Origin of the sequence: Sphingobacterium sp. xlx-96 (assembly GCF_011007365.1) — a bacterium.
GTDB lineage: Bacteria > Bacteroidota > Bacteroidia > Sphingobacteriales > Sphingobacteriaceae > Sphingobacterium > Sphingobacterium luzhongxinii.
On record NZ_WFKM01000016.1, the window covers coordinates 67,437 to 92,577 of the forward strand.

The following is a 25,141-nucleotide window of genomic DNA, read 5'->3' on the forward strand; positions in this document are numbered from 1 at the left end:
CCTAATTATTTTCCAAATTATGTAAATGGTATTATAATCTAATGTATAAATTGGTGTTATTTGAAAAAAAAGAGAGATCGCTAAACCGTCTATTCATGCTTTAATCTTAACCGGGAATAGATACCACGAGACACCCGCGACAACTCTTCTTTTTCTACCAATCGTTCCAATGCTTTGGATACGGCTTTAGAAGTGCCCAAATTAAGAAAATCTTCGATAAAGAATAGCGAACCCCTCTTGGCTTTTTTGATCTTTGCAATTGTTTTATTATCAACGCTTTCCAAGATTTATATTGATTATTTTGTCGTGAAAATAGTAAAAATTTGCGACAAAAATGGGTTGTGATTTTGATTTTTGATTCAGAACAAATGACGATACGGTTAGACGATGCACCCTCAAAATTCTGCCGATAGCAGAATAAGACACCTTTTTGTCGAGTAACTCTTGTCTTTTCTTTTCCTGACCGGTTAACTTTGTTTTTATTTTCTTGAGGAGTTTACCCAATTTTCGACGTTCTTGGCTCCTGAAATCGTTTCCTCTATCCATTTATTCACTAAAATCTCTTGTCTTTCGCAAAAATTATTGATTTCATAACGTTGATTCTCTGCTGTTTGCTTGTCTGTACTTACTCTAATGTATCCGTAAATCATTTTAAATTATTATTCAGTTTTGGTTTAAATTAAACGTAAGTTGTCTAAATTAAACCTATCCAATAAATTGGATAATTGATCGTGAGGAGTATTTTTTTTGAGTAAGTTTTTTTGACATGAACTTAGTAAAACAAGGCCTAGAAATAATAGAAATAATACACTTGATATTGCGGGCTCCCATAGTTGAAAGAAAGGAGGGGAAGGATTCTCCTACTGTGTGAAAGTTATTCTTAAAGTGGTGCAAGTTGGCCATGGAGGGTAAACACGATTCGCTTTAAGTAGCCGCTGTATCTGTATGCAGTGAAATTACAAAAATAATCATCGACGCGGCCGTCTTTTGAGACGGCTTTTTTGTTGGTCAATCGAGGGATGTCGTTAAGACCTTGTAGGGATTAGGGTATATATTAAGGTATCAATTAGCTAGTGTTAATATAGGGTTTGCATAGCCTTTACATAGCCAATAGCTATATTAAAACTATATTAACACTAATTAAAAAACATTTTAAGACATAACTTGTTATCAATAGTATACTAACTTGTTTTAAATCTGTAAACAACAAAATGACACTATGGCAATTCTAAATGATGGCCCCAACGGGACTATTCGAGGTAAGTTTGGTAGCGTATTCGCTTATATGTTGAACGGACAAAATGTAGTTCGTGGCGCTCGTAAGCCCCGGAAGACTCCTCCGAGTCAGGCCGAATTACTGAACCAAAAGAAGACTAAGGTCACCAATGATTTTCTGACTTATCTGTTTCCGATCGTGAAGTATGGATATAAGAATTTGCTGAAAGATCACCCCACAAAAAATGCGGCTAACCTAGCGCAATCCCATGTGAGGAGAGATTGCATAGCTATCGATGCCAATAATGAGCCTTATGTGAGAGCGGAATTGTTTAAACCATTCAGAGGGACGCTATTCATGCCCGAGAATGCACAGATGGAGTTGATGGATGATCATCTCCATATCACTTGGACACCAGTAAAAGACTTACAGGATTGGGTCAAATTGAATGTGGTGGTAGTGAATGTGGAAGAGTCGGCCGATATGCGGGGTACAATTGTACCTGCCTGTCTAGGAGAGTATCGCCTACAATCAGAATTACTTAACTGGCGTGGCGAGGGGCTGCATGTCTATATAGGCTTTGAAAATAGCTATACCGGCGAGCTGTCCGATTCGGTATATCTCGGGAAGTTAGATTAAAAGTAAATAGCGTGCTGGTAGAGAAAACTTATCTTGGTTTGTAATGATACACGATCTCGTATTTCTCGTGCTTATACTTATCTGCTACTTCACCAATATTTAGGTTCTGTCCTTGAGGGGTAGGTTCGCAGATGGAAAAATACTGTCCTTCGTATTTGATAGCAGTCCCTATCTTCTGTTCAAACTGTACTGCCATGGTAATGTGGGTAGGATACAGTATGGCGACCATAGGAAGGTTGTATAGCTCTTTTACCAAAAAGAAAAATAGCGCAGCTCTATCGTCACAATCACTGTAGTTGTTCAAGAGCGTCTGTTCTGGAGATAGTCGTTTTTCTTTACCGAAGTTGATATCGTCATTCTCGTACAAAAATGCGTATCGTGTAAAACGCATTAGGTAATCGACCCCGTCTTTCGTATTCATTCCTTTTACATTTTCTTTCAGTACCGGTATCAGCGATTGATAAGTTACTTGGGTGAGGGGAATATTGAAATACGTTTCGAAGTCCACGCCTGGATAGTTTTTGAAAATACTCGCTATATTGTCATTCACTTTGATATCAAACTCGTATACTTTGTCCTTGTACTGAAAATTTACATTCTTGACAGCATAAGAATCATCTTTAAATTCGGGCATAGCGGCTATCTTGTAGCTAAAGTCTTTGGTAGCACCTGGTATGAAGATCGATACAGGGCTATATGCGTCAGATTGCCGGAAAAGCTTACCATAATCGTGATAATTGAGACAGGTAAACTGTTGTCCATCTACCAGAAAGAAAGGGATGTCTGATATGTCTTCTTTGTTTTTAATGTAGAAAATAATCTGATCATTGCCTACGGCCAATCTTGCATCGTAGCCCGACTTGTTCATCAGATACCATTTGTATAAAGTATATCGGTGATAGTTGTCCGCTTTTGGACTGATCGACTCTGATACTTTTCGTACGAGCTGGTAGTATAGCCAGTCGTTTAAGCGTTTTTCGGTTTTAAAAGCTTCCAATTGACTGATGAGCCGGGTATAGGGGCCTGAATCAATCGCGTTGTAAAAATCCAGAATAGATTTTTCGGTTGTCTTTCCTTGAATCTGAATCTGCGGCGTTTCTGATTTGTCAAAAACAAATGGTTCTTTGAAGAAATCTATCGTATCTAGTTGTTGTGCCCACAGCACATTGCTATAGGTAAGACCTATGCAGAGTAACAGGATATAGCGAACCGTAGATTTCATTTGCTAACATTTGCTTAATATAAAGTTAATAAAAAAATAATATTATTTTTCACTCCGTTAAGACAAATAATACCGTGCCTTGATTTTAGAAGACAGAAACTCGGAAAAGTATCTTATATTGCGGTAGTAGCTATTTAAACAAGTGGTAAAGGCCACGTTATTTTTTATGAAGAAGGGGATCTTATTTCTGCTAATAAGCATAACAATGAGCTGGGCCAATGCACAGACTTCGAATTCTAAAGCTTTTATGGAAGCTTTTAAGCCACATCTTGGTAAATACTATGAAGGAGTTATTGTAGCAGGAGGGAAGGATGGAGATGGATTTACCGGGCAACGCTTGCTGATGCAAGTAATGAGTTGTGAGGATAGAGAAGTGAAAGTGCCTTTTTTCGTCGGGGAAGATAAATCCCGTACCTGGATATTTTCATGGAGTAATAATCGTGTCGAGTTGAAGCATGACCATAGAATGTCCGATGGTACACCGGATAAAGTCACTTATTATGGAGGTACTGCCCCTAACGAAGGACAGGCAGGTATGCAAATGTTTCCTGCAGATGCCGAGACGGCACAGCTTATCGATTATGCGGCGTATAATGTGTGGTGGGTGACTATTGATGCTAAGAAATTTACGTACAATTTGAGGCGCATAGGTTCGGATCGCTTATTTTCGGTGGAGTTTGATTTGACGAAGCCGGTCGCGTCGAATTTCAAACCTTGGAGATAGATTTTCAATTCTAATTCCATATCTTTGCAGTAATGGATAATTTCATTGTTTCAGCCCGTAAATATCGCCCAGTTACCTTCGACTCTGTAGTAGGACAATTGCATATTACAAATACGCTAAAGAATGCGATTCATAGTAATCAGCTGGCTCAGGCGTTTTTGTTTTGTGGTCCTAGAGGAGTAGGAAAGACGACCTGTGCACGTATATTAGCTAAAACAATAAACTGTGAAAATATCTCCTCCAATACAGAAGCATGTGGTGAATGTGAAAGCTGTAAGTCCTTTGCAGGAGGTACTTCTTTTAGCATCCACGAACTGGATGCCGCTTCTAATAATTCGGTAGATGATATCCGTAACCTGATCGATCAGGTACGTATACCGCCACAGACGGGTAAATACAAGATTTACATCATTGATGAGGTTCATATGTTATCACAGGCGGCATTTAATGCTTTCTTAAAAACATTAGAAGAACCTCCTTCGTATGCTATTTTTATATTGGCTACGACAGAGAAGCATAAGATACTTCCTACGATTCTGTCTCGTTGTCAGATTTTTGACTTTAATAGAATCCGTGTCGATGATATGGCAAGCCATCTGGGGTCAATAGCGACAAAGGAAGATATTACTTTTGAAATAGACGGTCTTCATGTTATTGCTCAAAAGGCGGATGGAGGGTTGCGTGATGCGCTATCCATGTTTGATCAGATTGTTAGTTTTTCAAACCGTAATCTGACTTATCAAGCGGTCATAGAGAATTTAAATATTCTAGACTACGATTATTATTTTAATATCGTCGATGCAATAGCTAAAGAGGACGCCGCTGAAACGCTATTGATCTTGGATAATGTGTTAAACCGTGGATTTGACGGTGGACATTTTATCGCAGGGTTATCAGGACATTTTAGGAATTTATTGATCACAAAAGAACCTAAGACATTAAAATTGTTGGAGGTAAGCGATAATATTAAAAAGAAATACCTTGAACAGTCTTCTTCGCTTAGTTCGGGACTGCTGTTGTCTGCATTGAACATAGCCAATCAATGTGAGATCAGTTATAAAAGCAGTAAAAACCAACGACTGCAGGTAGAATTGGCCCTGTTGAAGATGTGCCACCTAGCCGCCGCTATACAGCTCGGAATAAATGGTGTATCGACTCAGGTCGATCAAAAAAAAAAACAACCTGAGTCCGTAACTGCTCCAGTACAGCAGGTGGCCAATGTGGCTAGTCCTCCCATTGCTGTAACGGTAAATACAGCACCGCCTGTGGAGGCTCCCAAACCATCTATTCCGGTAACTAAGCCTGTCGTTGAGGAAAAGAAAAGTTTTGCCTCAGGAAAGGGTTGGGGAAATTTTAAATCTGCTGTAGAGGTGCCCAACTTAAATACGGTCTTTGAGGAGAAGGTTGTTGACGAGCAGCAGGAGAATGATCTTGTGCAGGGAACGGAATTTAGGGAGGTACATTTTAATACGTTCATTGGAAAATGGAATGAATTGGCTGAAAGAATGAAGACCAACAATCGCATTACAATCTATACACTGATGACGTCGACACCTCCGAGATTGAAGGGAAACATTATTGAGATCGATGTGGAGAATGCGATTCAAAGTGATCAACTTCGTGAAGGTAAGATTGATATGTTGAATTATCTGCGTCCAGAGCTTCAAAACTTCTCGTTGGATATTGTGACCATTCAATTGGAGCAGTCCGTAATTCGTAAAGCTTACACTGCTCAAGAAAAATATCAAGTAATGGCTGCCAAAAATCCAGCCTTGGAGGTCTTGAGGAAGACTTTTAATCTGGGACTTAGTTAAGTAATATTCTTGCCATTCGATATGAATGTTTTTTTAGTTTTTAATTTTTGTTTTTTAACCGAGCTTTTGCGAGTTCATCTTCAGATAATTTAAAACATGCAAAATAATTTCCAACGTCACGATAGGGGCGAAAAAAGAGAGACGAACCAAATGGTTTTTGGTATCCGTGCGGTAATCGAAGCGATTGACAGTGGAAAGGAAATAGAATCTCTTTTTGTACAACGCGGAATCAGCGGAAGCCTCTTTCTCGAATTGAAATCCATACTGAAAGAGCATGGGTTAGGTTACCAACAGGTTCCTATCGAGAAGTTGAACAGAATTACTAGAAAGAACCATCAAGGGGTGATCGCTGTTATCTCGCCGATAGTATATCATAATATTGAAGATTTATTGCCGCAGATTTACGAAAGAGGAGAGACACCCTTATTATTGATGTTGGATGGTGTGACGGATGTTCGTAACATGGGCGCTATTGCCCGGACAGCAGAATGTGCCGGTGTACATGCTATTATTGTACCCAAAAAAGGGTCAGCTGAAATCAATCCTGATGCGATAAAGACATCTGCCGGAGCGTTATACAAAATACCGGTCTGTAGACAAGAATCTTTAGGTAAGACCGGACGTTTTTTGATTGAATCAGGCATACAGTTGGTAGTCAGTACGGAGAAAACCAAAGACTCGGTGTATGATGTTGATTACAGTGTGCCAACCTGTATTATTATGGGAGCTGAAGATGTTGGCGTTTCGGACGAATTAATCCGGATCTCAGATAAGCTTGCTAAGATCCCAATGTTTGGGGAGATTGGCTCGTTGAATGTTTCGGTCTCAGCGGCAATAGTTATTTATGAAGCAATACGGCAGAGGGAGTTAGGAACTAGGGGTTAGAGACTAGGAATGAAGAGTTAGAACTGAAATCGTTAAGTAGTTAAAGCGTTTATTTTTTTAACCTTTTAACCTTTTAACCTTTCAACCATCTAACATTGAGTTTTTTTTATGTTGAAAAGGAAGATAGAGCGGCAGTTTAGAAAATATCGATATGTCATGTATCGGGAAACACTGATCGACCGTCGTGAACATTTCTGGTCGTTTGTAGGCGCTTTTGTAGGGATCGGAATTATTTCATATATTCAATCGTTGCATCTTTCTTCATTGGAGAATGTTTTTTTAATCGGTTCTTTTGGCGCATCCAGTGTGCTGGTGTATGGAGCGATCCAAAGTCCATTGGCCCAGCCAAGGAATTTGATAGGAGGGCATGTCGTATCAGCGCTAGTTGGAGTTACGGTGGCTACATTGGTTCCCAATATTATTTGGCTGACGGCACCACTGGCTGTAGCTTTTTCTATAGTCTTCATGCAGATTACCCGTACATTGCATCCTCCCGGAGGAGCGACGGCATTAATTGCCGTTTCAGGAGGTACAAAAATAACTTCTCTAGGATATTGGTATGTGTTGTGTCCGGTATTTGCTGGGGCTTTAGTACTTTTCTTGGTTGCGCTACTGTTTAATAATATTACTAAAAATAGGCACTATCCAGTAAAAGGGTCTCGTCTAAGGAGGTCTCGTAGAGAACATTTAAAAAGACGTTTTAGTCGTTAATAAAAAAAGCCTCATCCATTTGGACGAGGCTTTTTTTATTAACGATAATCTTGAAGATTAGTATTTTCCTTTTGATTCACGACGTTTGCCTGAGAAGTCACGGAATCCTCCACCGCTGTTTCCTCCACGATCACCTCTTCCACTTCCGCCAGCATATCCGCCACTGCGACGTTCACCGCCACCGTAACCTCCGCGCTCTCTGCGTTCGCCACCACCGTAGCTACTGCCACTATTGCGACGATCTCCACCTCTTGAACGGCCACCTCTATCCGATTGGCTATCCCCAGAAACTTCGATACGGACTTGACGCCCATTGAAATCAACAGCTTTGAATCCTTCAAACACCTTATTTACCTCTTCATCCTGAACTTCGAAGAATGTAAATACGCCCTTCATATCAATCTTGCCGATTGATTTTCCAGATATCTTGGCGTTGTTACAGATAAATCCTAACATGTCTCCACGAGAGAACTCGTCAACAGCACCTAAGTTCATAAATAAACGGGTGTATCCTTTTGATCCTGTACGAGAACCACGATCTCCACGTTCACCACGGTCACGATCTCTTCCATCTCTACTCTCACGAGCATCGATGTTTAGATCAGGTGCATTGTTGTAGTATTCAAGGAATCGATTAAACTCTAATGAAGCAAATCTTTTTACGATATCTTCTTTTGATAACGATTCAAAACCTTCCATAATAGCAGGTAAGAATTGATTGATTTGAGCTTCATTTACTTCAACATTCTGTACTTTATTGATGATCGTCAAAAGTTGTTTTTCAACAACTTCAGGCCCTTGAGGTACCTGTTTACGTTCAAAAGTTTTTCCGATCACTTTCTCAAGTTGACGGATTTTACTTTGTTCTTTGATGTTAATCAAAGAGATTGAAATACCTGTCTTTCCTGCACGAGCTGTACGACCTGAACGGTGTGTATAGTTTTCTATTTCGTCAGGTAAAGAGAAGTTGATAACGTGAGTGATGTTGTTTACATCTATACCACGAGCAGCAACATCCGTCGCGATCAATAACTGCAAGCTGCGGTCGCGGTAACGTTTCATCACCTTGTCACGTTGTTGTTGAGATAAATCTCCGTGTAGTGAATCCGCATTGTAACCATCTTTGATCAAAGCTTCAGCGATTTCTTGCGTCTCGATTTTAGTACGACAGAAAACAATACCGAAGATTTCAGGATTGGAGTCTACGATACGCTTGAAAGCGGCGTATTTATCTTTTGCTCTAATCAGGTAGTAATGATGCTCAATGTTTGCATTACCTGTGTTCTTCGTTCCGACAGTCATTTCTACCGGATCGGTCATATAGTTTTGAGCTATGCGACGCACTTCTTTTGGCATGGTTGCTGAAAATAACCATGTTTTTTTGTCATCTGGTGTCTCCGACAAAATGTTGTTAATGTCTTCTTTGAAGCCCATATTCAACATCTCATCCGCTTCATCCAATACAACATATTTTACTTGTGAAAAATCAATTGCATTTCTGCCAATGATATCCAACATACGACCAGGGGTCGCTACTACAATCTGCACACCACGTCTGATCTGACGTAATTGGTCAGAGATGTTTGCTCCTCCGTATACAGCTACAACATGTACATTGTCGATGTATTTTGCAAATTTTTCTAAATCTTTAGAGATTTGTAAACAGAGCTCACGCGTTGGACAAAGTACCAAGGCTTGCGGTTGTTTTTGAGAAAAGTCTAATTGCTCTAATAATGGAAGACCAAATGCCGCTGTCTTACCTGTGCCGGTTTGGGCTAATCCGACAAAATCGTCGTTGCCAGTCAATAATACAGGAATGGCTTTTTCCTGAATTTCAGAAGGTTTTTCGAAACCTAATTCTGAGATGGCATTAACAACTTCCTCACGGATTCCCAGTTCTAAAAATGGGTTCATGAAATAAATTATACAATAGGCACTATTGCCTAAGGCGCTGCAAAGGTACAATTAATATTTGATAATTCCTAGTGTGTAATGGGTTGTATTTTAATGAACTGCCCTTTTTTGTGTCAATAAAAGAGAATCTTCCTGTTAAATTTAAAATAATGAAGGTGTATTGGAAATAGCCATTTTTTTTTTAGGTTTGGGTTAACATTTAAACTAACTTACTAAATTATGTGGTACAAAAAATCAATAGACAAGCTGGTCGCGGAATCCGAGCAGAGCGGGGAAGGAACGTTAAAAAGAACACTATCCAGTTCGGGACTCGTCGCTTTGGGGGTTGGCGCGATAATAGGAGCAGGTTTATTCTCGCTGACCGGAATTGCTGCTGCAGAAAATGCAGGACCAGCGGTCATGCTTTCTTTTATTATCGCTGCTGTTGGTTGTGCCTTTGCTGGACTATGCTACGCTGAGTTTGCTTCTATGATTCCGGTAGCAGGAAGTGCTTATACTTATTCCTATGCGACGATGGGAGAGTTTATGGCTTGGATTATCGGTTGGGATCTTGTGCTGGAATATGCGTTGGCTGGAGCTACAGTTGCCGCCAGTTGGTCTCAGTATTTTAATGAATTGCTTAAGATATTTGGCATGGCGCTGCCCAATGAATTGTTGTATTCTCCTTGGGTAGAACATCACTTGGCGGACGGAACTGTGTTTTCTGGCGGTATTGTTAATTTGCCAGCAATAATCATCGTGTGTCTTTTGTCTTTGCTTTTGATTCGGGGTACACAAGAGTCTTCTTTTGTAAATAATATTCTGGTGGTATTGAAAGTAGCGGTGGTTGTGTTGTTTATAGCATTAGGATGGCAATTTATAGATCCAGCAAATCATACACCTTTTATTCCTGTGAATGAAGGAGAAGAGCTATTAAAAGAAGGAAAGATAGGAGTTTTTGATTTTTTTAAAGAAGGCTATTTTGGCCATTTCGGGATATCAGGGGTATTGCGTGCGGCTGGAGTTTTATTTTTTGCGTTTGTTGGTTTTGATGCGGTGAGTACGGCTGCGCAGGAAGCAATAAATCCCAAAAAAGGAATGCCCATCGGGATTATTGGATCGCTATTGATTTGTACATTATTATATGTCCTGTTTTCTTATGTAATGACGGGTTTGGCACATTATACAGATTTTAAAGGAGATGCAAAACCTGTAGCAACGGCTTTCGCCAAAACAGGGTATACATTTTTAAATACAGCAATGATTGTGACCATTATTGCTGGATATACATCCGTTATTCTTGTGATGTTATTAGGACAGAGTAGGGTGTTTTATTCTATGAGTAAAGATGGGTTATTGCCAAAGGCGTTTTCAGACCTTTCCAAACGTCAAACGCCCTGGAAAACAAACCTTATTTTTATGGTTTTTGTTAGTCTATTTGCGGGTTTTGTCCCTGTAGCTGAATTAGGGCATATGGTGAGTATCGGAACCTTGTTCGCTTTTACCCTTGTATGTATAGGTGTTATCGTGATGCGTAAACGTAATCCAGATGTGGAGCGACCGTTCAAAACACCATTGGTGCCTTTGATCCCAGTTTTAGGTATAATCGTATGTGTGTTGATGATGGCTTCATTGCCGTTAGAAAGTTGGGAGCGCTTGGGTATCTGGATGTTGATTGGCGTCGCTGTGTACTTTTTATACGGTAAGAAGCATTCTGTTTTACGGAAAGAAATAGAAAAAGGGGCCTAAGCCCCTTTTTTCTATTAGAATAACGTGAACTCTACACGGCGGTTTTGTTGACGACCTTCGGCTGTAGCATTGGTTGCTATCGGTTGGTTAGGACCGTAGCCAACAGCTTCAATACGTGAGGCATTTGCGCCTTTAGAAACCAAGTAGGCTTTTACTGATTCTGCACGTTCTTTGGACAGACGTAAATTGGTCTGTAAAGAACCGGTATTGTCGGTATGACCGGCTAATTTTAAACTGAAGTTCTTCTCAATTAATAAAGAAGCTACGCGATTTAACGAAGCATGTGATGTAGAACGTATAGTAGCTTTACCTAAGTCAAACTCTAGGTTTTTGATGGCTTCATCAACGACCTTTCTGTCTTCTTCGGTTACGATGATTTTCTCGATTACCTTAGTTTCATTTTTCATCTCAGGCAATGTACAGCCTGCACCATCAACTTTTACACCTGTAGGTGTGTTCGGACATTTGTCAAATTTATTAGCTACACCATCACCATCATCATCTCTTAGATCGGCAGCAAGTTCATCTAATTGTAGTTTTAGCTGTGCATTTGAAGCTGCTAAAGCGTCTTTTTCTGCCTTTAAAGCGTCGTATTTTTTGTTTGTATCATTCACTAGTGTTGCCACAGGGTTACTCTGCGCTAAAAATGGTTTTTCTTTTCCGCCAAGAGCGATTTCGATACCTGCATGCATGTAAGTGAACAGATCCTCTTTAATAGCCCCTGAAACGATACCGTTAAAATCTTTGTTAGCCCAGTTGATTTGATAACCAAGGTCTAGATTAATTCCTTTGGCGACCGCAAATTTCAAACCTGCATCTATAGGCACGTATAGTTTTGTCTTCGAATCGGAAATATAGGTTGCATTGCTGGCTATATTAGTGGTTTCATAATTTAAGGCACCCAAACCAATTGCCGCATAGGGTTTGATAACATTGTTTAAGAACATCCAGTCTGTGTTGGCCATGGTCCACTCCGCAGATAATGCTCCAGACCAAGGTGTCTTTGTCTCAAACTTAGAGAATTGGTTGCCTGAAGCATTCTCATTGGTACCACCTAATTTACCACCTAAGTATTGGGCTTTTAAGCCAAAGGATGGGGAAATATGTTTCTTAATGTAAACGCTGTATCCTACATTGTTGTCCATTTTATCAAAGCCTTCGCGGTTGAAGTGAAATAAGTTCGTCTGGTTTAAAAGACCTGCATTTACTCCTATTGACCATGTTTTGTAGGTGGATGAACCTGCGAACGGAGTCGAGCTGGCGTTGTTTAAAGTTTGTCCGTAAGATGTGCTACTGATTAATCCAGCTGCGATAACCCATGATAAATTGCGTAAATTTTTATTTTCCATATTTAATTTTTTAAAGATGATCGGGTAAAACTACTGCTTTGCCATAGACAAAGAACAAGTGGCTCACTTTAAAATAGCGACCTTGTGGATTGAAATCTACAAGGCAGTGGAGCGCGCGAAGAATTTTGGGATTTGAATCTGATAGGCCATCCGTTTAACGATGTTTTCTTCAACTATTTTTCTTAAAAATCCTTTTTTACTCTTGGTGACAAGTAAAACATCCAATAACTCGTCTGCGATTACAGAATCTATTGCCGATGAAATGTCTTCCTTATATTGGATAAAAAATGCTTGAGCTTTGATGATATAGGAGATATTGTCAATACCTGTTTCAGCAATGATGCGCTCGATAAATTGACCGAACTTGCTATCAAGATTTTTGATGCTATCATCAGAAGTATTGATATGTATTAATACCAATTCGAAATTTGTCCCGTAAAGTGCTGTTGCTTGTTTCAGAACTGCGATTTCACCATCTTTGAAATTGCACAATAGTCCTATTTTTTCAGTTTTGTATTTCTTTTCCTGAAATGGGATGGCTAGTACAGGTGTGTTTGTGTTGAGGAATACGTCAAACATGTTGGAGCCGATTAACATTGCGTCCAGGCCAGAAGAGCCTTTGGTCCCCATGATGATGGCATCGTAGGTTTCGGGGGAGACTATTTTTCCTATTTCTTCATAAAGGTTTCCGTTCGTAAAGATACTGCTCACCAAGACATCTGGTGCGTTCTCATTTAATTCAGCGATTAGTTTTTCCATCGCTCGCTTTGCAGAGCCTACTCTTGGGTCGACAAGGTTTATGTCCTCTGTCGAATTATGATATACATTACTGTGGTCTGTAAAAACATGAATCAACACGAAATCGTGTTTTGTTATTTTAGAAAGCTGAAGCGCGTATTCAACGGCTTTATTTGAATATTCTGAAAAGTCTACTGGGATAAGTATTTTTTTTACCATGGTATTTGAGTGTTAATTATTGTCAAAAAAAGTAGGACGTTCTAAATCAAGCACAATTTCTTTCGAGACCGATGTTCTGAAAAGTCGTTCAAAGAATGATTTTCGTGTTTTTGTAACAACAAGCATATCATAGTTGTTTTCTTTAATGATATGATTGATAACCTCGGGGATGCTGTCTAGATTTTCATCGTCGATGTGTATAGGTTGAGCCAGACTCCTTACATTTTCAGTGCCATCTAAATTTTTGATGTTAAAAGACCATGTGTCTAGATGTTGCTCAATTTCGTTGCTGTCTTTTGAATCTCTAAAAACGTGGATGATGTCAAGGTTTTCTATTGGGCCTACTAAGGTTAAGTATTCTTTTAAAGTATCTAATTCCTCTACCTTGAAATTAGTGAGCATTCCTACATGCTGTAAAGCGAAGCTATCTGTGTTATTGGGTATGGCTATCACCGGAACCTTTGCTTTGGTGGTAATACTACTTGTATTACTGCCCCATACGATAGATTTTCCTTTTCCAGTGCCGGTGGTACCCATAACGATTAATGCGTATTGAGGGGCCACAGCAATGGTTGGCAGGACTTCCGCTATAAGGCCGCTGGTGCAGGTGGTTTCAAAGTTAACCAAGGGGTATTCTTTTTGTAAAAGCTCTTTGAGCTCCAATATCAATATATCTGCCTTTAATAAAGGTATATTGGTTTCATTGTTTTCCTTTTCTTCTTCAAACAGAGCAGAGTTAGAAGTGTAACAATGGAAAAGGTGAACGGCATAATTGTTTTGAACGGCGAGCTTACACGCGTATTTTGTGGCGCTTAAAGCGTTGTCTGAAAAGTCTGTAGGGACTATTATTTTCTTTATCATATTTCTGCTAACTATCTACATCGTAAGAAAGAATAAATTTACTAATATAAATTGACTTTTTAGTGATTAGGGTTAGCTTTAAAAGAGATATTAATCACATTCGCTAAGATGTAAATGTATTGAGGTAAGATCGATCCGTGATAGATGTTTGCTATTTCTAATAGGGGGCTGGAAATATTTTGTTGTTTTGATGTAAAGCGATATAGGAGCTGAAAAAATCAATTGTAATAGCGCTCTATTTTGAGTAAATTTGGCGTCTTATAAAATAAAGTTACAATGGTGACAGAGGTTACGACGGTTATGAAAGACACCTTCATCACTTACATCACTTTTATAACTACTATAACTTTAAAATAAATTTCATGACCAGTAGAGAAATACGCGAGGCGTTTTTAGAATTTTTCAAAAATAGATCCCATCATATCGTTCCATCAGCACCTGTAGTGGTGAAAAATGACCCGACATTAATGTTTACCAACGCTGGAATGAATCAGTTTAAAGATTTGTTTTTAGGTGAGGCTGTTGTTAAATATTCGCGAATAGCGGATACACAGCGCTGTTTGCGGGTATCTGGCAAGCACAATGATTTGGAGGAAGTAGGTATCGATACCTACCACCACACCTTATTTGAGATGTTGGGGAATTGGTCTTTTGGGGATTATTTTAAGAAAGACGCGATTGCATGGGCTTGGGAGTTGTTTACCTCGGTGTATAAACTTGATAAAGATAGATTGTATGTGACGATTTTTGAAGGAGATGATTCAGAGGGGTTGGTCCGTGATCAAGAAGCCTATGATTTTTGGAAAGAATTTATTGCTGAAGATCGTATTTTATTGGGGAATAAAAAGGATAATTTTTGGGAAATGGGGGATATGGGGCCTTGTGGACCGTGTTCTGAAATCCACTATGATATGCGGACGGATGAAGAGCGTACTAACCAAAAGGGACAGGAACTCGTTAATGCAGACCACCCACAGGTAATTGAGGTCTGGAACCTGGTTTTTATGCAGTTCAACCGTTTAAAAAACGGAACGTTGGAACCACTCCCTGCAAAGCACGTAGATACTGGTATGGGATTCGAACGATTGGTACGCGCTATTCAGGGCAAAACTTCGAACTATGATACCGATGTATTTCAACCTTTAATCTCTTTTATTGCAGAGAAATCAGGAATAGCGTATGGTGCGGATGAAAAATCGGACGTTGCTATGCGGGTGTTGTCTGACCATATTCGTGCCGTTAGTTTTGCAATCGCCGATGGACAACTGCCTTCAAATAATAAAGCAGGATATGTTATCCGTAGAATCCTGAGAAGGGCGGTACGTTATGCGTATACCTTCCTTAACTTTAAACAACCATTTTTCCATGAACTGGTGCCTGTTTTGGCGGGACAATTCAAAGGTGTCTTTGATGAGTTGTACCAACAGCAGGACTTCGTCGAAAAAGTAGTGCTAGAGGAAGAAATTTCATTTTTGCGGACTTTGACAACAGGCATACAGCGTTTTGAAAATTATACTGAAGGACATCAGGTCATTGATGGTGAGTTTGCCTTCGAGCTATTTGATACTTATGGTTTTCCAATCGATCTGACGGAGCTTCTAGCACGCGAAAAGGGCTTAGCTGTCGATATGGAAGCATTTGACCGTGCTTTGCAAATTCAAAAAGAAAGATCAAGAGCGGCTACCGTGATCGATACGGGCGATTGGATTGTGGTCAATGAAGAAGATGATATTGAATTTGTTGGGTATGACAGTCTGCAGGCGAATACGGAAATATTGAAGTATCGTAAGGTCAGCGCCAAAGGTAAGGATCAGTTTCAGTTGGTGTTGTCTGTTACACCATTTTATGCAGAAGGAGGAGGTCAGGTCGGAGATTCAGGACTCTTAATTTCAGCGCGTGGTGAGAAAATAAAAGTAACCGACACCAAGAAAGAGAATGGACTTATCGTACATTTTGTAGATCAGCTTCCCGAGGAAATAGACACAACCTTCGAAGCTCAAGTTGATGTAGCTAAGCGTATCGATACAGCTAGTAACCACTCGGCCACCCATTTGCTACATGCTGCATTGAAAGAAGTATTGGGTGAGCACGTAAATCAAAAAGGATCATTAGTATCTGCGGATATTTTGCGGTTTGATATTTCGCATTTTGCGAAAATAACTTACGAAGAGATAAAAGCAGTTGAAGATATCGTAAATGCTAAAATTCGTGCTAATATTCCGTTGAAGGAAGAAAGACAAGTGCCGTATCAAGAAGCTGTTAATTCGGGTGTCACAGCTCTTTTTGGAGAAAAGTATGGCGATTATGTGCGCGTTATAACTTTTGATGATCAATATTCCAAAGAACTTTGTGGGGGAACGCACGTTAAGGCAACAGGTCAGATTGGTTTCTTTAAAATTGTTTCTGAGTCTGCGGTAGCCGCAGGTGTTAGGAGGATAGAGGCAATAACAGGAACAAAGGCTGCAGCTGTTATCCGCGAACATTTTGAGCTTTTCCAGCATATGAAGGAAATATTAAACAATCCGAAAGATTTTGTTTCAGCTGTAACCAAGATTATGGAGGAGAATGGATCGTTGAAAAAGGAAATTGATAATTTCTTAAAGGAGCGTTCGCTGTCTCTCAAAAATGAATTGAACGAAAAGCTAGAGGTTATTAATGGTATTAACTTTTTGGCAACACAGGTAGACCTACCAACTGCTGATGCGGTTAAGACATTAGCCTACGCATTGAAGGGGGCTATGAACAACCTCTTCGTAGTTTTGGGAGCGAGTATTGATGGTAAACCTAGTCTGACTGTTGTAGTCTCTGAAGAATTGGTGAAAGAGCGCGGGTTGAATGCAGGTGCTATCGTACGTGATCTGGCAAAAGATATCCAAGGTGGTGGGGGCGGACAACCTTTCTTCGCAACTGCAGGAGGCAAGGATATAAGTGGTTTAGCAAAGGCAATAGGACGTGCTAAGGATTTTATCGTTTAGTGTTTTATAATATATTGTATGAACAAGTTTTGCATTTTTCTATTTTCCATTGTAGGGATTGGCCTATGGGGATGCTCTAATAAGGAAACCATAGCCATTTCTGGCGAAATATTGAATCCAGGGAATGTTAAAGTTGTAGCATTTTATGAAGGTGATCGTAAGCTGGATTCTGTTTTTTTGAGCGATCAAAATAAATTTAAATTTGAACGGACAGCAACACAACCTCGTCTATTGACATTAGAAGTGGGAAAAAATAGATATCCGGTTATTATCTCTCCGGGGGAAAGCCTGATTTTTAGATCTGATCTTCAAAATAGCCCTGAAACTTATCAGGTGGATGGTTCGGAGCTTTCGGCAGTATTGCGGGATTTTGCTCCAATAAAGCAGCGGAAGGAGTTTTTGGAAGATTCATTACAAGGGGATTTTGTAAAGCGGATGGTCAACAAGACCGAAGTAGAAATTGAAAGCTTACGTGCAGATTATATGGCGCAGTATCGCAATGAAATGGCTTCTTTCACACAACAGGCAACGGCTTTTGCTAAAGCGAATAAGGATAATTTAGCTGGTTTTTACGCTATGAGTAGCCTTGATCCAGATGTCGCAGAAAATGAGTTAATCGCTTATGTGGATGAGTTGGGCGATCTTTTTTCGGATAATGGAACAGTGACTCAATTTAAAGAAGAAGTAGCTAAATTGCGTAAGCTAGCAATAGGTCAGCCTGCTCCGGAAATTGTGGCCTACACCCCTGATAACAAAACCGTCAAACTTTCCGATTTTAAAGGAAAGTATGTGCTCGTAGATTTTTGGGCATCCTGGTGCGTACCTTGTCGTAAGGAAAATCCAAATATTGTACGGGTGTACAACAGCTATAAGGATAAGAACTTTACAGTTCTTGGAGTCTCTCTGGACAACAACCCGGGCTCTTGGATGCGCGCAGTAGAGGAGGATAAATTAACATGGACCAATATCTCAGATCTTAAGGCTTGGAGTTCTGATCTCGTGATAAATTATCGGATAAAAGCGATTCCAGCTTCCGTTATTGTGGATCCGGCCGGTAATATCGTAGGGAAAAATTTGAGAGGGACCGATTTGGAAGCATTCTTAGAGCAGACTTTGAATTAGACGAAGTTTATTAATTTATTAAGTTATTTTTAATGGTTAATAATTTCATAACATTTGATTAACTTTATCTTACCATAAAGTACATACTTTAGCAAAAAAACTAATATGAGCGCCAAGCAAAAAATACTTGTGGTGGATGATGAGCACGATATCTTAGATCTCATTTCCTACAACTTAAATAAGGAAGGCTACCAGGTCTACACGGCATCGAATGGTAAACTAGCAATTGATAAAGCAAAAGAGGTTAGTCCTGACCTGATCATTTTGGATGTTATGATGCCAGTGATGGATGGTATAGAGGCATGTAGAATCATGCGTTCGTTGCCCGAATTCAAACATACGTTTATGGTGTTTTTGACTGCCAGAAGTGAAGAGTATTCTGAAATAGCTGGTTTTCATGTTGGAGCGGATGATTATATTGCAAAACCGATCAAACCTAGAGCCTTAATGTCCAGAATCAATGCGATCTTAAGACGAAATTCACAAGAATCTGTCGACGAACCATCGGATAAATTGGAGATAGCAGACTTAGTCATCGATCGGGATTCTTTTTTAGTATATCGAGGCGAAGATAAAATCGTACTCGCAAAAAAGGAATTCGAATTACTTTATCTATTGGCTTCTAAGCCAAATAAAGTGTATACGCGTGAACAGATATTAAAGGCTATCTGGGAAGATTCTGTAGTAGTCACCAATAGAACTATCGATGTTCATATCCGAAAGCTCCGGGAAAAAATAGGTGACAATTATGTGTCAACGGTAAAAGGTGTAGGATACAAGTTTGACCTTAGTTAGCTGTGCTTAACTAAATATATGGGAAGGGTAAAATTATAAGAGATTTATAATTTTACCCTTTATTTTTTTATCGGGTCGCTAATTTCTTTCGAAAAAGACTTTAATTCTTCTATCATCAATTGAAAAACAGGTTTTATCTCTTCAAATTTTTCCTGTATCAATTCGATTTTTAGATCGGATTTACTCATGTTTTCTAAATCTTGAAAAGCTACCCGAAGAGAAGATGCACCAATGTATTCCATCGTGGGTTTGATATGATGCGCGTTGTCACCTATCGCCTGTTTGTCACTTGCCGTTAAGCTCAACTCGAGTGTTTGAAAATCGATAGGGCTTTGTTCCAGATAAATAGCAATAAACTGTTTTATCATTTCAGGGTTTCCCATCATTGATTTCTGGATAGTCTCTGGTTTTATGATTTTATAGTTCATGATACAGTCGTTTTTATGCTATTGTTTTACTCTATGGACAGGTAGCTTGTCTTTAGATGTCGCTAGTAACTGTCCTGTAGTCTTCAACAGGACGGGGTGTAGGTAATTTTCAGCAATCTCGCAAAGAGGAATCAGTACGAAATTCCTGAATTGTAAAAGAGGATGTGGGATGCGGAGATTTTCGGACTCATATACCTCTTCATTGAAGTATATGATATCAATATCTATCAGTCTGGCTCCCCACTTGACTAGACGCACCCGTCCCAATTCTATTTCTATTTCTTGGCAAACCCTAAGACACTCATGCTTGTCAAGGTTCGTTTGGATGATCAAAGCTTGATTGTAGAACAAAGGCTGGTCTTCGACCCCCCATCCTTGTGATTCATAGACAGAAGATTGCGTAATTACCGGGCCAATTTTATCCTTCAAAAGGACGGATGCTTTTGCGAGTTGAGCGATAGGATCTCCTAAATTGGCACCCAATAAAATATAGATTTTATTCATGCGCTACTAAAATACGATATTGGTGCTTTATATTCTGCAAAATCAAATTAATACAGTAAATTTAGTCTGTAAAAAGATAATTTATGAAATGCGCCTGTATTAAGCACAGATATATCAATAAGCATTCCATACGGGCTTTAAAAGACAAAATATATGAATTTTATTAAACAAGTGCTAGCTACTATCACGGGGATACTAATTACGAGTGTCATCTTATTCTTTCTGTTTTTGGTATTCATTGGTGTGTTGGTTCAACAATCTTCCGAGCCCACCACAACGGTCGCTCCCGCCAAATCGGTCTTGTATCTTTCTTTCGATTATGATATTGTGGAGAAGACGGAGAGTAATCCCTTTGGAGATTTAAATCTTCCATTGTATAATATAGAGAGGTCAATCGGTCTAAATGATATAGTTGCACGGATAAAGGCCGCAAAAACAGACGTTAACATAAAAGGAATATATCTAAATCCAGCCTCGGTAGGAGTGGGCTTTGCGAGCTTAAAGGCTATAAGAGATGCATTGTTGGATTTCAAAGAGTCTAAAAAGTTTATTGTAGCTTACAGTGAGGGGTATTCTCAAAAGGCGTATTACCTATCTACAGTTGCGGACAGTATTTATATTAATCCACAAGGGGCGTTGGATTTTCGAGGGCTCAGTTCATCGGTAGTATTTATGAAAGAAGCGATGGATAAGCTGGGGGTAGAGATGCAAGTGATTAAAGTTGGGACATATAAATCTGCTGTCGAACCTTTTATGCTTAATGAAATGAGTCCTGCAAATAGAGAACAGGTCACTTCATATTTAGGAAGTATTTATGATTCTTTTTTAACGGACATTGCGCAGTCGAGAAAGCAATCTGTGGATTCGTTAAAGCGTATTGCAGACGATTACCTGATCCGAAATGCAGATGACGCCATTCGATATAAGTTTGTTGATGGGAAATTATATAAAGATGAACTGCTTAGTGCATTGAAGAAAAGACTAGATATCGCTGAAGATAAAGATATTTCATCGGTCTCTATATTGAAGTATAGCGGTAGTTCGAAAGGGAATTCTGCTGCGGCTAAGATAGCTGTGCTATATGCTTATGGAGATATTGTCGATGGTGAAGGTACTATCGGACAGATTGGTGGCGATAAATTATCTCGGCAGATACGCAAATTACGTCGGGACAAAGATATTAAAGCGGTGGTGTTACGTGTCAATTCTGGAGGAGGATCTGCTTTGGCTTCAGATATCATATGGAGAGAGGTCGAGCTTACTAAAAAAGAGAAGCCTGTTATCGTATCTATGGGGGATTATGCGGCTTCCGGAGGCTATTATATTGCTGCAGCAGCAGATTCTATCTTTGCAGAGTCAAATACATTAACGGGTTCTATCGGTGTTTTCGGTCTGATTCCTAACTTTAAAGGTCTATTAAATAATAAGCTTGGTATCCACATTGACGAAGTCAATACGGGTAAATTCTCCAGTCTAATGTCTAATCCAGATAAACCGCTATCAGCGGAGGAACGTTCGATAATACAAATGGAAGTGAATAGGACTTATGCTACGTTTATGGAACGGGTTGCGAATGGTAGGAAGATGGCCTTTGCGGAGGTGGATAGTATTGGTCAGGGGCGGGTCTGGACCGGCAAGCAGGCGCTTGAGTTGGGTTTGGTGGACGCAATCGGTAATTTACAGCGTGCCATTGGCGCTGCTGCTGCTAAAGCTAAACTGGAGGATTATCAAATTATAGAACTCCCGGAAAAAGAAGACCCTTTTGCCAGTATATTATCCTCTTCGAAGGACAAGGTTAAAATGTGGTTGTTTGGCGAGGAATTGGGTGAATATCAGAAATATTTATTGGATGTGAGCAAGGTGTTAAAAAATACCGGTATACAGGCGCGCTTGCCGTACAGTATAGAAATTTATTAATCTGTTTTTTTTTATGGCGTACTGGTGAATGCAATACATTTTTTCTAAGTTTACGTCTTAAATCAACTTAATTCTGAAATATATTCGAATGAAATACTCCTGTTTAGCGAAGCACAGAGACCAGGAGTATTCCATATGACCATTAAAAAACAATTCGAGTGAAACGAGCTCATTTATACAGATGAAAACAAGCACGCATAAATAATTATACACATATGAAAACAATTGACGATTTAAATTTTTCTGGTAAGAAGGCATTAATCCGCGTTGACTTTAATGTTCCTTTGGATGAAAATTTTAATATTACGGACGATAATAGAATACAGGGCGCTACGCCAACGATTAAGAAAATTCTTAACGATGGGGGAGCTGTGGTATTGATGTCTCATTTAGGTAGACCAAAGGATGGCCCGACTGAAAAATATTCACTGAAGCATATTGTGTCTCATCTTTCTAAAGTGTTGGGGGTAGAGGTGCAATTTGCGAATGATTGTATCGGAGCAGAAGCTGTTGAGAAGGCTTCCAGTCTGAAAGCAGGAGAGGTTTTGTTATTGGAGAATCTCCGCTTCCATAAAGAAGAAGAAAAGGGAGACACAGCATTTGCTGAAAAGCTCGCGCAATTAGGAGATGTATACGTAAATGATGCATTCGGTACGGCACATCGTGCGCATGCATCTACAGCAATCATAGCACAGTTTTTTCCAGAAGCGAAGTATTTTGGGTATCTAATGGCTGGAGAATTGAATAATGCAGAGAAAGTTCTTAATCATCCAAATAGACCGTTTACAGCAATCATGGGTGGAGCTAAGGTTTCTGATAAAATACAATTGATTGAAGCACTTTTGGATAAGGTGGATAATCTTATCATCGGCGGCGGGATGGCTTATACATTTGTTAAAGCTAGAGGCGGTGAGATCGGGAAGTCTTTAGTGGAACTGGATAAATTAGATCTAGCTAATGAGTTGGTTAAAAAGGCGGAGGAGAAAGGTGTCAATTTAGTTCTGCCCACAGACGCGCAGATTGCCGATGGTTTCTCTAATGACGCTAATACATATGACGGTCCAAATGATCAGATTCCTGCCGATCGTGAGGGATTGGATATCGGTGCCGAATCATCTAGACATTTTGCAGAAGTAATTTCAGCATCCAATACCTTATTGTGGAATGGGCCGATGGGGGTTTTTGAGTTTGACACCTTCGCTAAAGGTACAAAAGCTGTTGCCGATGCGGTGGTAGCTGCGACAGAACGAGGTGCTTTTTCTTTGATTGGTGGTGGAGATTCTGCTGCTGCGGTAGCAAAATTTGGGATGACTGAACATGTCAGTTATGTGAGTACAGGTGGCGGTGCTTTGCTGGAATACATGGAAGGTAAGGAACTTCCTGGAGTTGCTGCAATTAACAAATAAGCAAATAAATAGATAGCAATCTTAAGGTCATTTCGATTGAACTTCGGAACAATCGAAATGACTTTTTTTATGCAGTTTTTCGTTCGGAGGAGGTATAAAAGAAAAGGGATATATCAATGTGATATATCCCTTTTCTTTTATCTTTAAATTGAGCTTATTTAGCCTCAGCAGCTAATTTATTTAAGATCTCGTCATTTTTAGTAATTTGGCTATGCTTAGGCATTTTTGAACGTGAACCTAGTTCAATGTTACGACCTAAACTTAGAAACTGAACTTCAACACGTGAAACAGTTTTGTTTCTTCTGTCTTTTCTTTTTAAACGTGTAACTCCCATTTTATTATAATATTTTATTGTACGTTGAAAACGAGGTCGGAAGCGGATTCGAACCGCTGTAGGAGGTTTTGCAGACCTCAGCCTAGCCACTCGGCCATCCGACCCTTTACCCTTACTGGGCATGCAAAAGTAAACTTAAAATTTGAAAAAGCAAAATTAAATATAAAAACATTTTTTGGTATCAAATTTGAATAGATAGATCCGTAGAGTTGTCTGTTCAACTCATTATTTATAATTGAATTTTAAAAAAATGGTTATGAAAAAAGTTTTACTAACATTAGGAGTTGCATTATTGACAGCAGTTGGAGCTCAGGCCCAAATTGGTTACGGCGTGAAAGCAGGAGTAAATCTGGGTAAATACTCAAACTGGGCAGATCAACAGAAGAATAATACTTCCTTTTACGTAACAGGTTTTGCAGATTTACCAGTTGCATCTCAGTTTTCGATTCAGCCAGGGGTATCTTTACAAGGTAAAGGCGCTAAAGTTGAAGTAGGGAATAGTGATAATACACTTACAAGAAATGTGATGTCGATTGAAGTTCCTGTTAATGCTGTGTATTATATACCAACTGGAGCCTCTGGTTCGGTATTTTTGGGAGCGGGTCCTTATGTAGGATTTAATGTGAGTGGAAAAGATAAAATTAAAGGAAATGTAGGTAATCTAGTATCCTATACTGGAGATACAGATTTGAAAATTGGCAGTGATAAGGATATCAAGTTATTTGATGCTGGAGCAAACTTCATGTTAGGTTATAAAATGAATAATGGTTTTCTTATTAATGCAGGTTATAACTTAGGAATGACCGATATTAACCCAAAAGTTTCAGATACTCAGTCGAATCGGGTTTGGTCTTTTGGTATAGGTTTTCAATTGTAGTAATTACGCTCATTAAAGGGGAAAAGCCTCTTGGACTAAATCCAAGGGGCTTTTTGTTTTAAAGGGAATATGATATAAGACTAACAAATCTTGTCTGTTAGATTAAGCGATTTTTTTTTTCATGTTTCGAAAAATTTAGCCTGATATGCAGAAAAAACTTAATCCTGCTTTTCATCGGCTTTATTTAAAAGTTATACTTTCCAGTAAAGTATCGATCAGATTATGTGCTTTTTGATGGTCCAGGCTATAAACTGTTCCAAAGACTTTATACCGATTTTGGTTATCCTGAATTTGAAAATTTTTTTCAAAAGATTTTGTTCTGTAGTAATGGATCAACACTTCGAAATTGTTGATATTTTTCACGTCATCAAAATGATCATCGTAATAAGTCCTTTTTTTGGGGTGTCCTACCATGGTAGAAATATCCGGCCGCATGGAGTATCTTTTTTTACCTAGATCATCTGCCTTATAGGTCGGTGTTAGCTTCCTGCTTATCAACTGAACCAGCATCCCGTCGATCCACCAGAATTCACCTGCCATTTCTGCGGCATTTTTTGGGTAGGCTTTAATACCTAGCGAGTCCAATTTTGCAAATGCCATATCCATATCTAATCTATTGGACTCAGGGAATAGCTGGCTGTTTGCAATACTGTTAAAGGGAATTACATTTAGCCCTTGTAAAAATATCTGTGCATTTGCGGACAGGCCTAGAGCGAGTATGATGGTCAGTGTCAAAATTATTTTTTTCATCTTTCGAAAAATT

At 39.3% G+C, this 25,141-nt stretch carries 23 protein-coding genes and 1 tRNA gene; 12 read left to right on the top strand and 12 right to left on the bottom strand.

Features of this window, described 5'->3' with window-relative positions; genetic code table 11:
- Positions 1 to 89: 89 nt before the first annotated feature.
- Both G7B20_RS18630 and G7B20_RS19545 read right to left on the bottom strand, forming a co-directional pair.
- Positions 90 to 284, bottom strand: coding sequence for a DUF6088 family protein (locus G7B20_RS18630; protein ID WP_164112934.1), 195 nt, complete (start codon positions 282 to 284; stop codon positions 90 to 92).
- 195 nt (positions 285 to 479) lie between these two features.
- Positions 480 to 650 (bottom strand): recombinase family protein, encoded by a 171-nt coding sequence (locus G7B20_RS19545; RefSeq protein WP_240466037.1) that lies wholly within the window; start codon positions 648 to 650, stop codon positions 480 to 482.
- A 569-nt stretch (positions 651 to 1,219) separates the two neighbouring features.
- Here G7B20_RS19545 and G7B20_RS18640 point away from each other — a divergent pair.
- Positions 1,220 to 1,855 (top strand): hypothetical protein, encoded by a 636-nt coding sequence (locus tag G7B20_RS18640; protein ID WP_164112935.1) that lies wholly within the window; start codon positions 1,220 to 1,222, stop codon positions 1,853 to 1,855.
- A 28-nt stretch (positions 1,856 to 1,883) separates the two neighbouring features.
- Here G7B20_RS18640 and G7B20_RS18645 read toward each other — a convergent pair whose 3' ends face one another.
- Positions 1,884 to 3,077: a hypothetical protein gene (locus tag G7B20_RS18645; RefSeq protein WP_164112936.1), complete on the bottom strand. Its 1,194-nt coding sequence runs from the start codon at positions 3,075 to 3,077 to the stop codon at positions 1,884 to 1,886.
- 166 nt (positions 3,078 to 3,243) lie between these two features.
- On the opposite strand from G7B20_RS18645, the gene G7B20_RS18650 reads away from it, so the two are divergent.
- The 4 genes from G7B20_RS18650 (at position 3,244) to G7B20_RS18665 (ending at position 7,211) form a co-directional block, all read left to right on the top strand.
- Positions 3,244 to 3,801, top strand: a complete 558-nt coding sequence (locus G7B20_RS18650; RefSeq protein ID WP_164112937.1) for a hypothetical protein — start codon at positions 3,244 to 3,246, stop codon at positions 3,799 to 3,801.
- Positions 3,802 to 3,833: 32 nt separating this feature from the next.
- Positions 3,834 to 5,615, top strand: a complete 1,782-nt coding sequence (locus tag G7B20_RS18655; RefSeq protein ID WP_164112938.1) for a DNA polymerase III subunit gamma/tau — start codon at positions 3,834 to 3,836, stop codon at positions 5,613 to 5,615.
- 96 nt (positions 5,616 to 5,711) lie between these two features.
- On the top strand, positions 5,712 to 6,500 hold the full coding sequence (rlmB, locus tag G7B20_RS18660) for a 23S rRNA (guanosine(2251)-2'-O)-methyltransferase RlmB (protein WP_164112939.1): 789 nt from the start codon (positions 5,712 to 5,714) through the stop codon (positions 6,498 to 6,500).
- Between the two features lie 108 nt (positions 6,501 to 6,608).
- Positions 6,609 to 7,211 carry an HPP family protein gene (locus G7B20_RS18665; RefSeq protein ID WP_164112940.1) on the top strand — a complete coding sequence of 201 codons (603 nt, stop codon included), beginning with the start codon at positions 6,609 to 6,611 and terminating at the stop codon, positions 7,209 to 7,211.
- A gap of 57 nt (positions 7,212 to 7,268) precedes the next feature.
- Here the strand turns inward: G7B20_RS18665 and G7B20_RS18670 are convergent, their stop codons facing one another.
- On the bottom strand, positions 7,269 to 9,125 hold the full coding sequence (locus tag G7B20_RS18670; protein ID WP_164112941.1) for a DEAD/DEAH box helicase: 1,857 nt from the start codon (positions 9,123 to 9,125) through the stop codon (positions 7,269 to 7,271).
- 219 nt (positions 9,126 to 9,344) lie between these two features.
- Here G7B20_RS18670 and G7B20_RS18675 point away from each other — a divergent pair, with 219 nt between their 5' ends.
- Positions 9,345 to 10,853, top strand: a complete 1,509-nt coding sequence (locus G7B20_RS18675; protein WP_164112942.1) for an amino acid permease — start codon at positions 9,345 to 9,347, stop codon at positions 10,851 to 10,853.
- Between the two features lie 14 nt (positions 10,854 to 10,867).
- On the opposite strand, the gene G7B20_RS18680 is transcribed toward G7B20_RS18675, so the two are convergent.
- The 3 genes from G7B20_RS18680 to G7B20_RS18690 form a co-directional block, all read right to left on the bottom strand.
- Entirely contained in the window at positions 10,868 to 12,202 is a 1,335-nt protein-coding gene (locus tag G7B20_RS18680; protein ID WP_164112943.1) for an OmpA family protein, read from the bottom strand.
- A 96-nt stretch (positions 12,203 to 12,298) separates the two neighbouring features.
- Positions 12,299 to 13,159, bottom strand: coding sequence for a universal stress protein (locus tag G7B20_RS18685; RefSeq protein WP_164112944.1), 861 nt, complete (start codon positions 13,157 to 13,159; stop codon positions 12,299 to 12,301).
- Between the two features lie 12 nt (positions 13,160 to 13,171).
- Positions 13,172 to 14,020, bottom strand: a complete 849-nt coding sequence (locus G7B20_RS18690; RefSeq protein WP_164112945.1) for a universal stress protein — start codon at positions 14,018 to 14,020, stop codon at positions 13,172 to 13,174.
- A 362-nt stretch (positions 14,021 to 14,382) separates the two neighbouring features.
- Between G7B20_RS18690 and alaS the strand changes: the two genes are divergently transcribed.
- The 3 genes from alaS to G7B20_RS18705 all read left to right on the top strand — a co-directional run bounded on the left by alaS (position 14,383) and on the right by G7B20_RS18705 (position 18,912).
- Positions 14,383 to 16,995 carry an alanine--tRNA ligase gene (gene alaS, locus G7B20_RS18695; protein WP_164112946.1) on the top strand — a complete coding sequence of 871 codons (2,613 nt, stop codon included), beginning with the start codon at positions 14,383 to 14,385 and terminating at the stop codon, positions 16,993 to 16,995.
- An 18-nt stretch (positions 16,996 to 17,013) separates the two neighbouring features.
- Positions 17,014 to 18,117 (top strand): TlpA disulfide reductase family protein, encoded by a 1,104-nt coding sequence (locus G7B20_RS18700; protein ID WP_164112947.1) that lies wholly within the window; start codon positions 17,014 to 17,016, stop codon positions 18,115 to 18,117.
- Positions 18,118 to 18,222: 105 nt separating this feature from the next.
- Positions 18,223 to 18,912 carry a response regulator transcription factor gene (locus G7B20_RS18705; RefSeq protein ID WP_164112948.1) on the top strand — a complete coding sequence of 230 codons (690 nt, stop codon included), beginning with the start codon at positions 18,223 to 18,225 and terminating at the stop codon, positions 18,910 to 18,912.
- A gap of 59 nt (positions 18,913 to 18,971) precedes the next feature.
- On the opposite strand, the gene G7B20_RS18710 is transcribed toward G7B20_RS18705, so the two are convergent.
- Positions 18,972 to 19,340: an Hpt domain-containing protein gene (locus G7B20_RS18710; protein WP_164112949.1), complete on the bottom strand. Its 369-nt coding sequence runs from the start codon at positions 19,338 to 19,340 to the stop codon at positions 18,972 to 18,974.
- An 18-nt stretch (positions 19,341 to 19,358) separates the two neighbouring features.
- A complete protein-coding gene (folK, locus tag G7B20_RS18715; RefSeq protein WP_164112950.1) occupies positions 19,359 to 19,844 on the bottom strand; it encodes a 2-amino-4-hydroxy-6-hydroxymethyldihydropteridine diphosphokinase in 486 nt (161 codons plus the stop codon).
- 153 nt (positions 19,845 to 19,997) lie between these two features.
- On the opposite strand from folK, the gene sppA reads away from it, so the two are divergent.
- On the top strand, positions 19,998 to 21,761 hold the full coding sequence (sppA, locus tag G7B20_RS18720) for a signal peptide peptidase SppA (RefSeq protein ID WP_164112951.1): 1,764 nt from the start codon (positions 19,998 to 20,000) through the stop codon (positions 21,759 to 21,761).
- Between the two features lie 215 nt (positions 21,762 to 21,976).
- Entirely contained in the window at positions 21,977 to 23,167 is a 1,191-nt protein-coding gene (locus G7B20_RS18725; RefSeq protein ID WP_164112952.1) for a phosphoglycerate kinase, read from the top strand.
- A gap of 154 nt (positions 23,168 to 23,321) precedes the next feature.
- Here G7B20_RS18725 and G7B20_RS18730 read toward each other — a convergent pair whose 3' ends face one another.
- Both G7B20_RS18730 and G7B20_RS18735 read right to left on the bottom strand, forming a co-directional pair.
- A complete protein-coding gene (locus tag G7B20_RS18730) occupies positions 23,322 to 23,501 on the bottom strand; it encodes a spore protein (protein WP_164112953.1) in 180 nt (59 codons plus the stop codon).
- Positions 23,502 to 23,534: 33 nt separating this feature from the next.
- A tRNA-Cys gene (locus tag G7B20_RS18735) sits at positions 23,535 to 23,605 on the bottom strand.
- 152 nt (positions 23,606 to 23,757) lie between these two features.
- Here G7B20_RS18735 and G7B20_RS18740 point away from each other — a divergent pair.
- Complete coding sequence (locus G7B20_RS18740; protein WP_164112954.1) at positions 23,758 to 24,378, top strand: porin family protein; 621 nt, start codon at positions 23,758 to 23,760, stop codon at positions 24,376 to 24,378.
- 180 nt (positions 24,379 to 24,558) lie between these two features.
- Here the strand turns inward: G7B20_RS18740 and G7B20_RS18745 are convergent, their stop codons facing one another.
- Positions 24,559 to 25,128 carry a hypothetical protein gene (locus G7B20_RS18745; protein WP_164112955.1) on the bottom strand — a complete coding sequence of 190 codons (570 nt, stop codon included), beginning with the start codon at positions 25,126 to 25,128 and terminating at the stop codon, positions 24,559 to 24,561.
- Between the last annotated feature and the right edge of the window lie 13 nt (positions 25,129 to 25,141).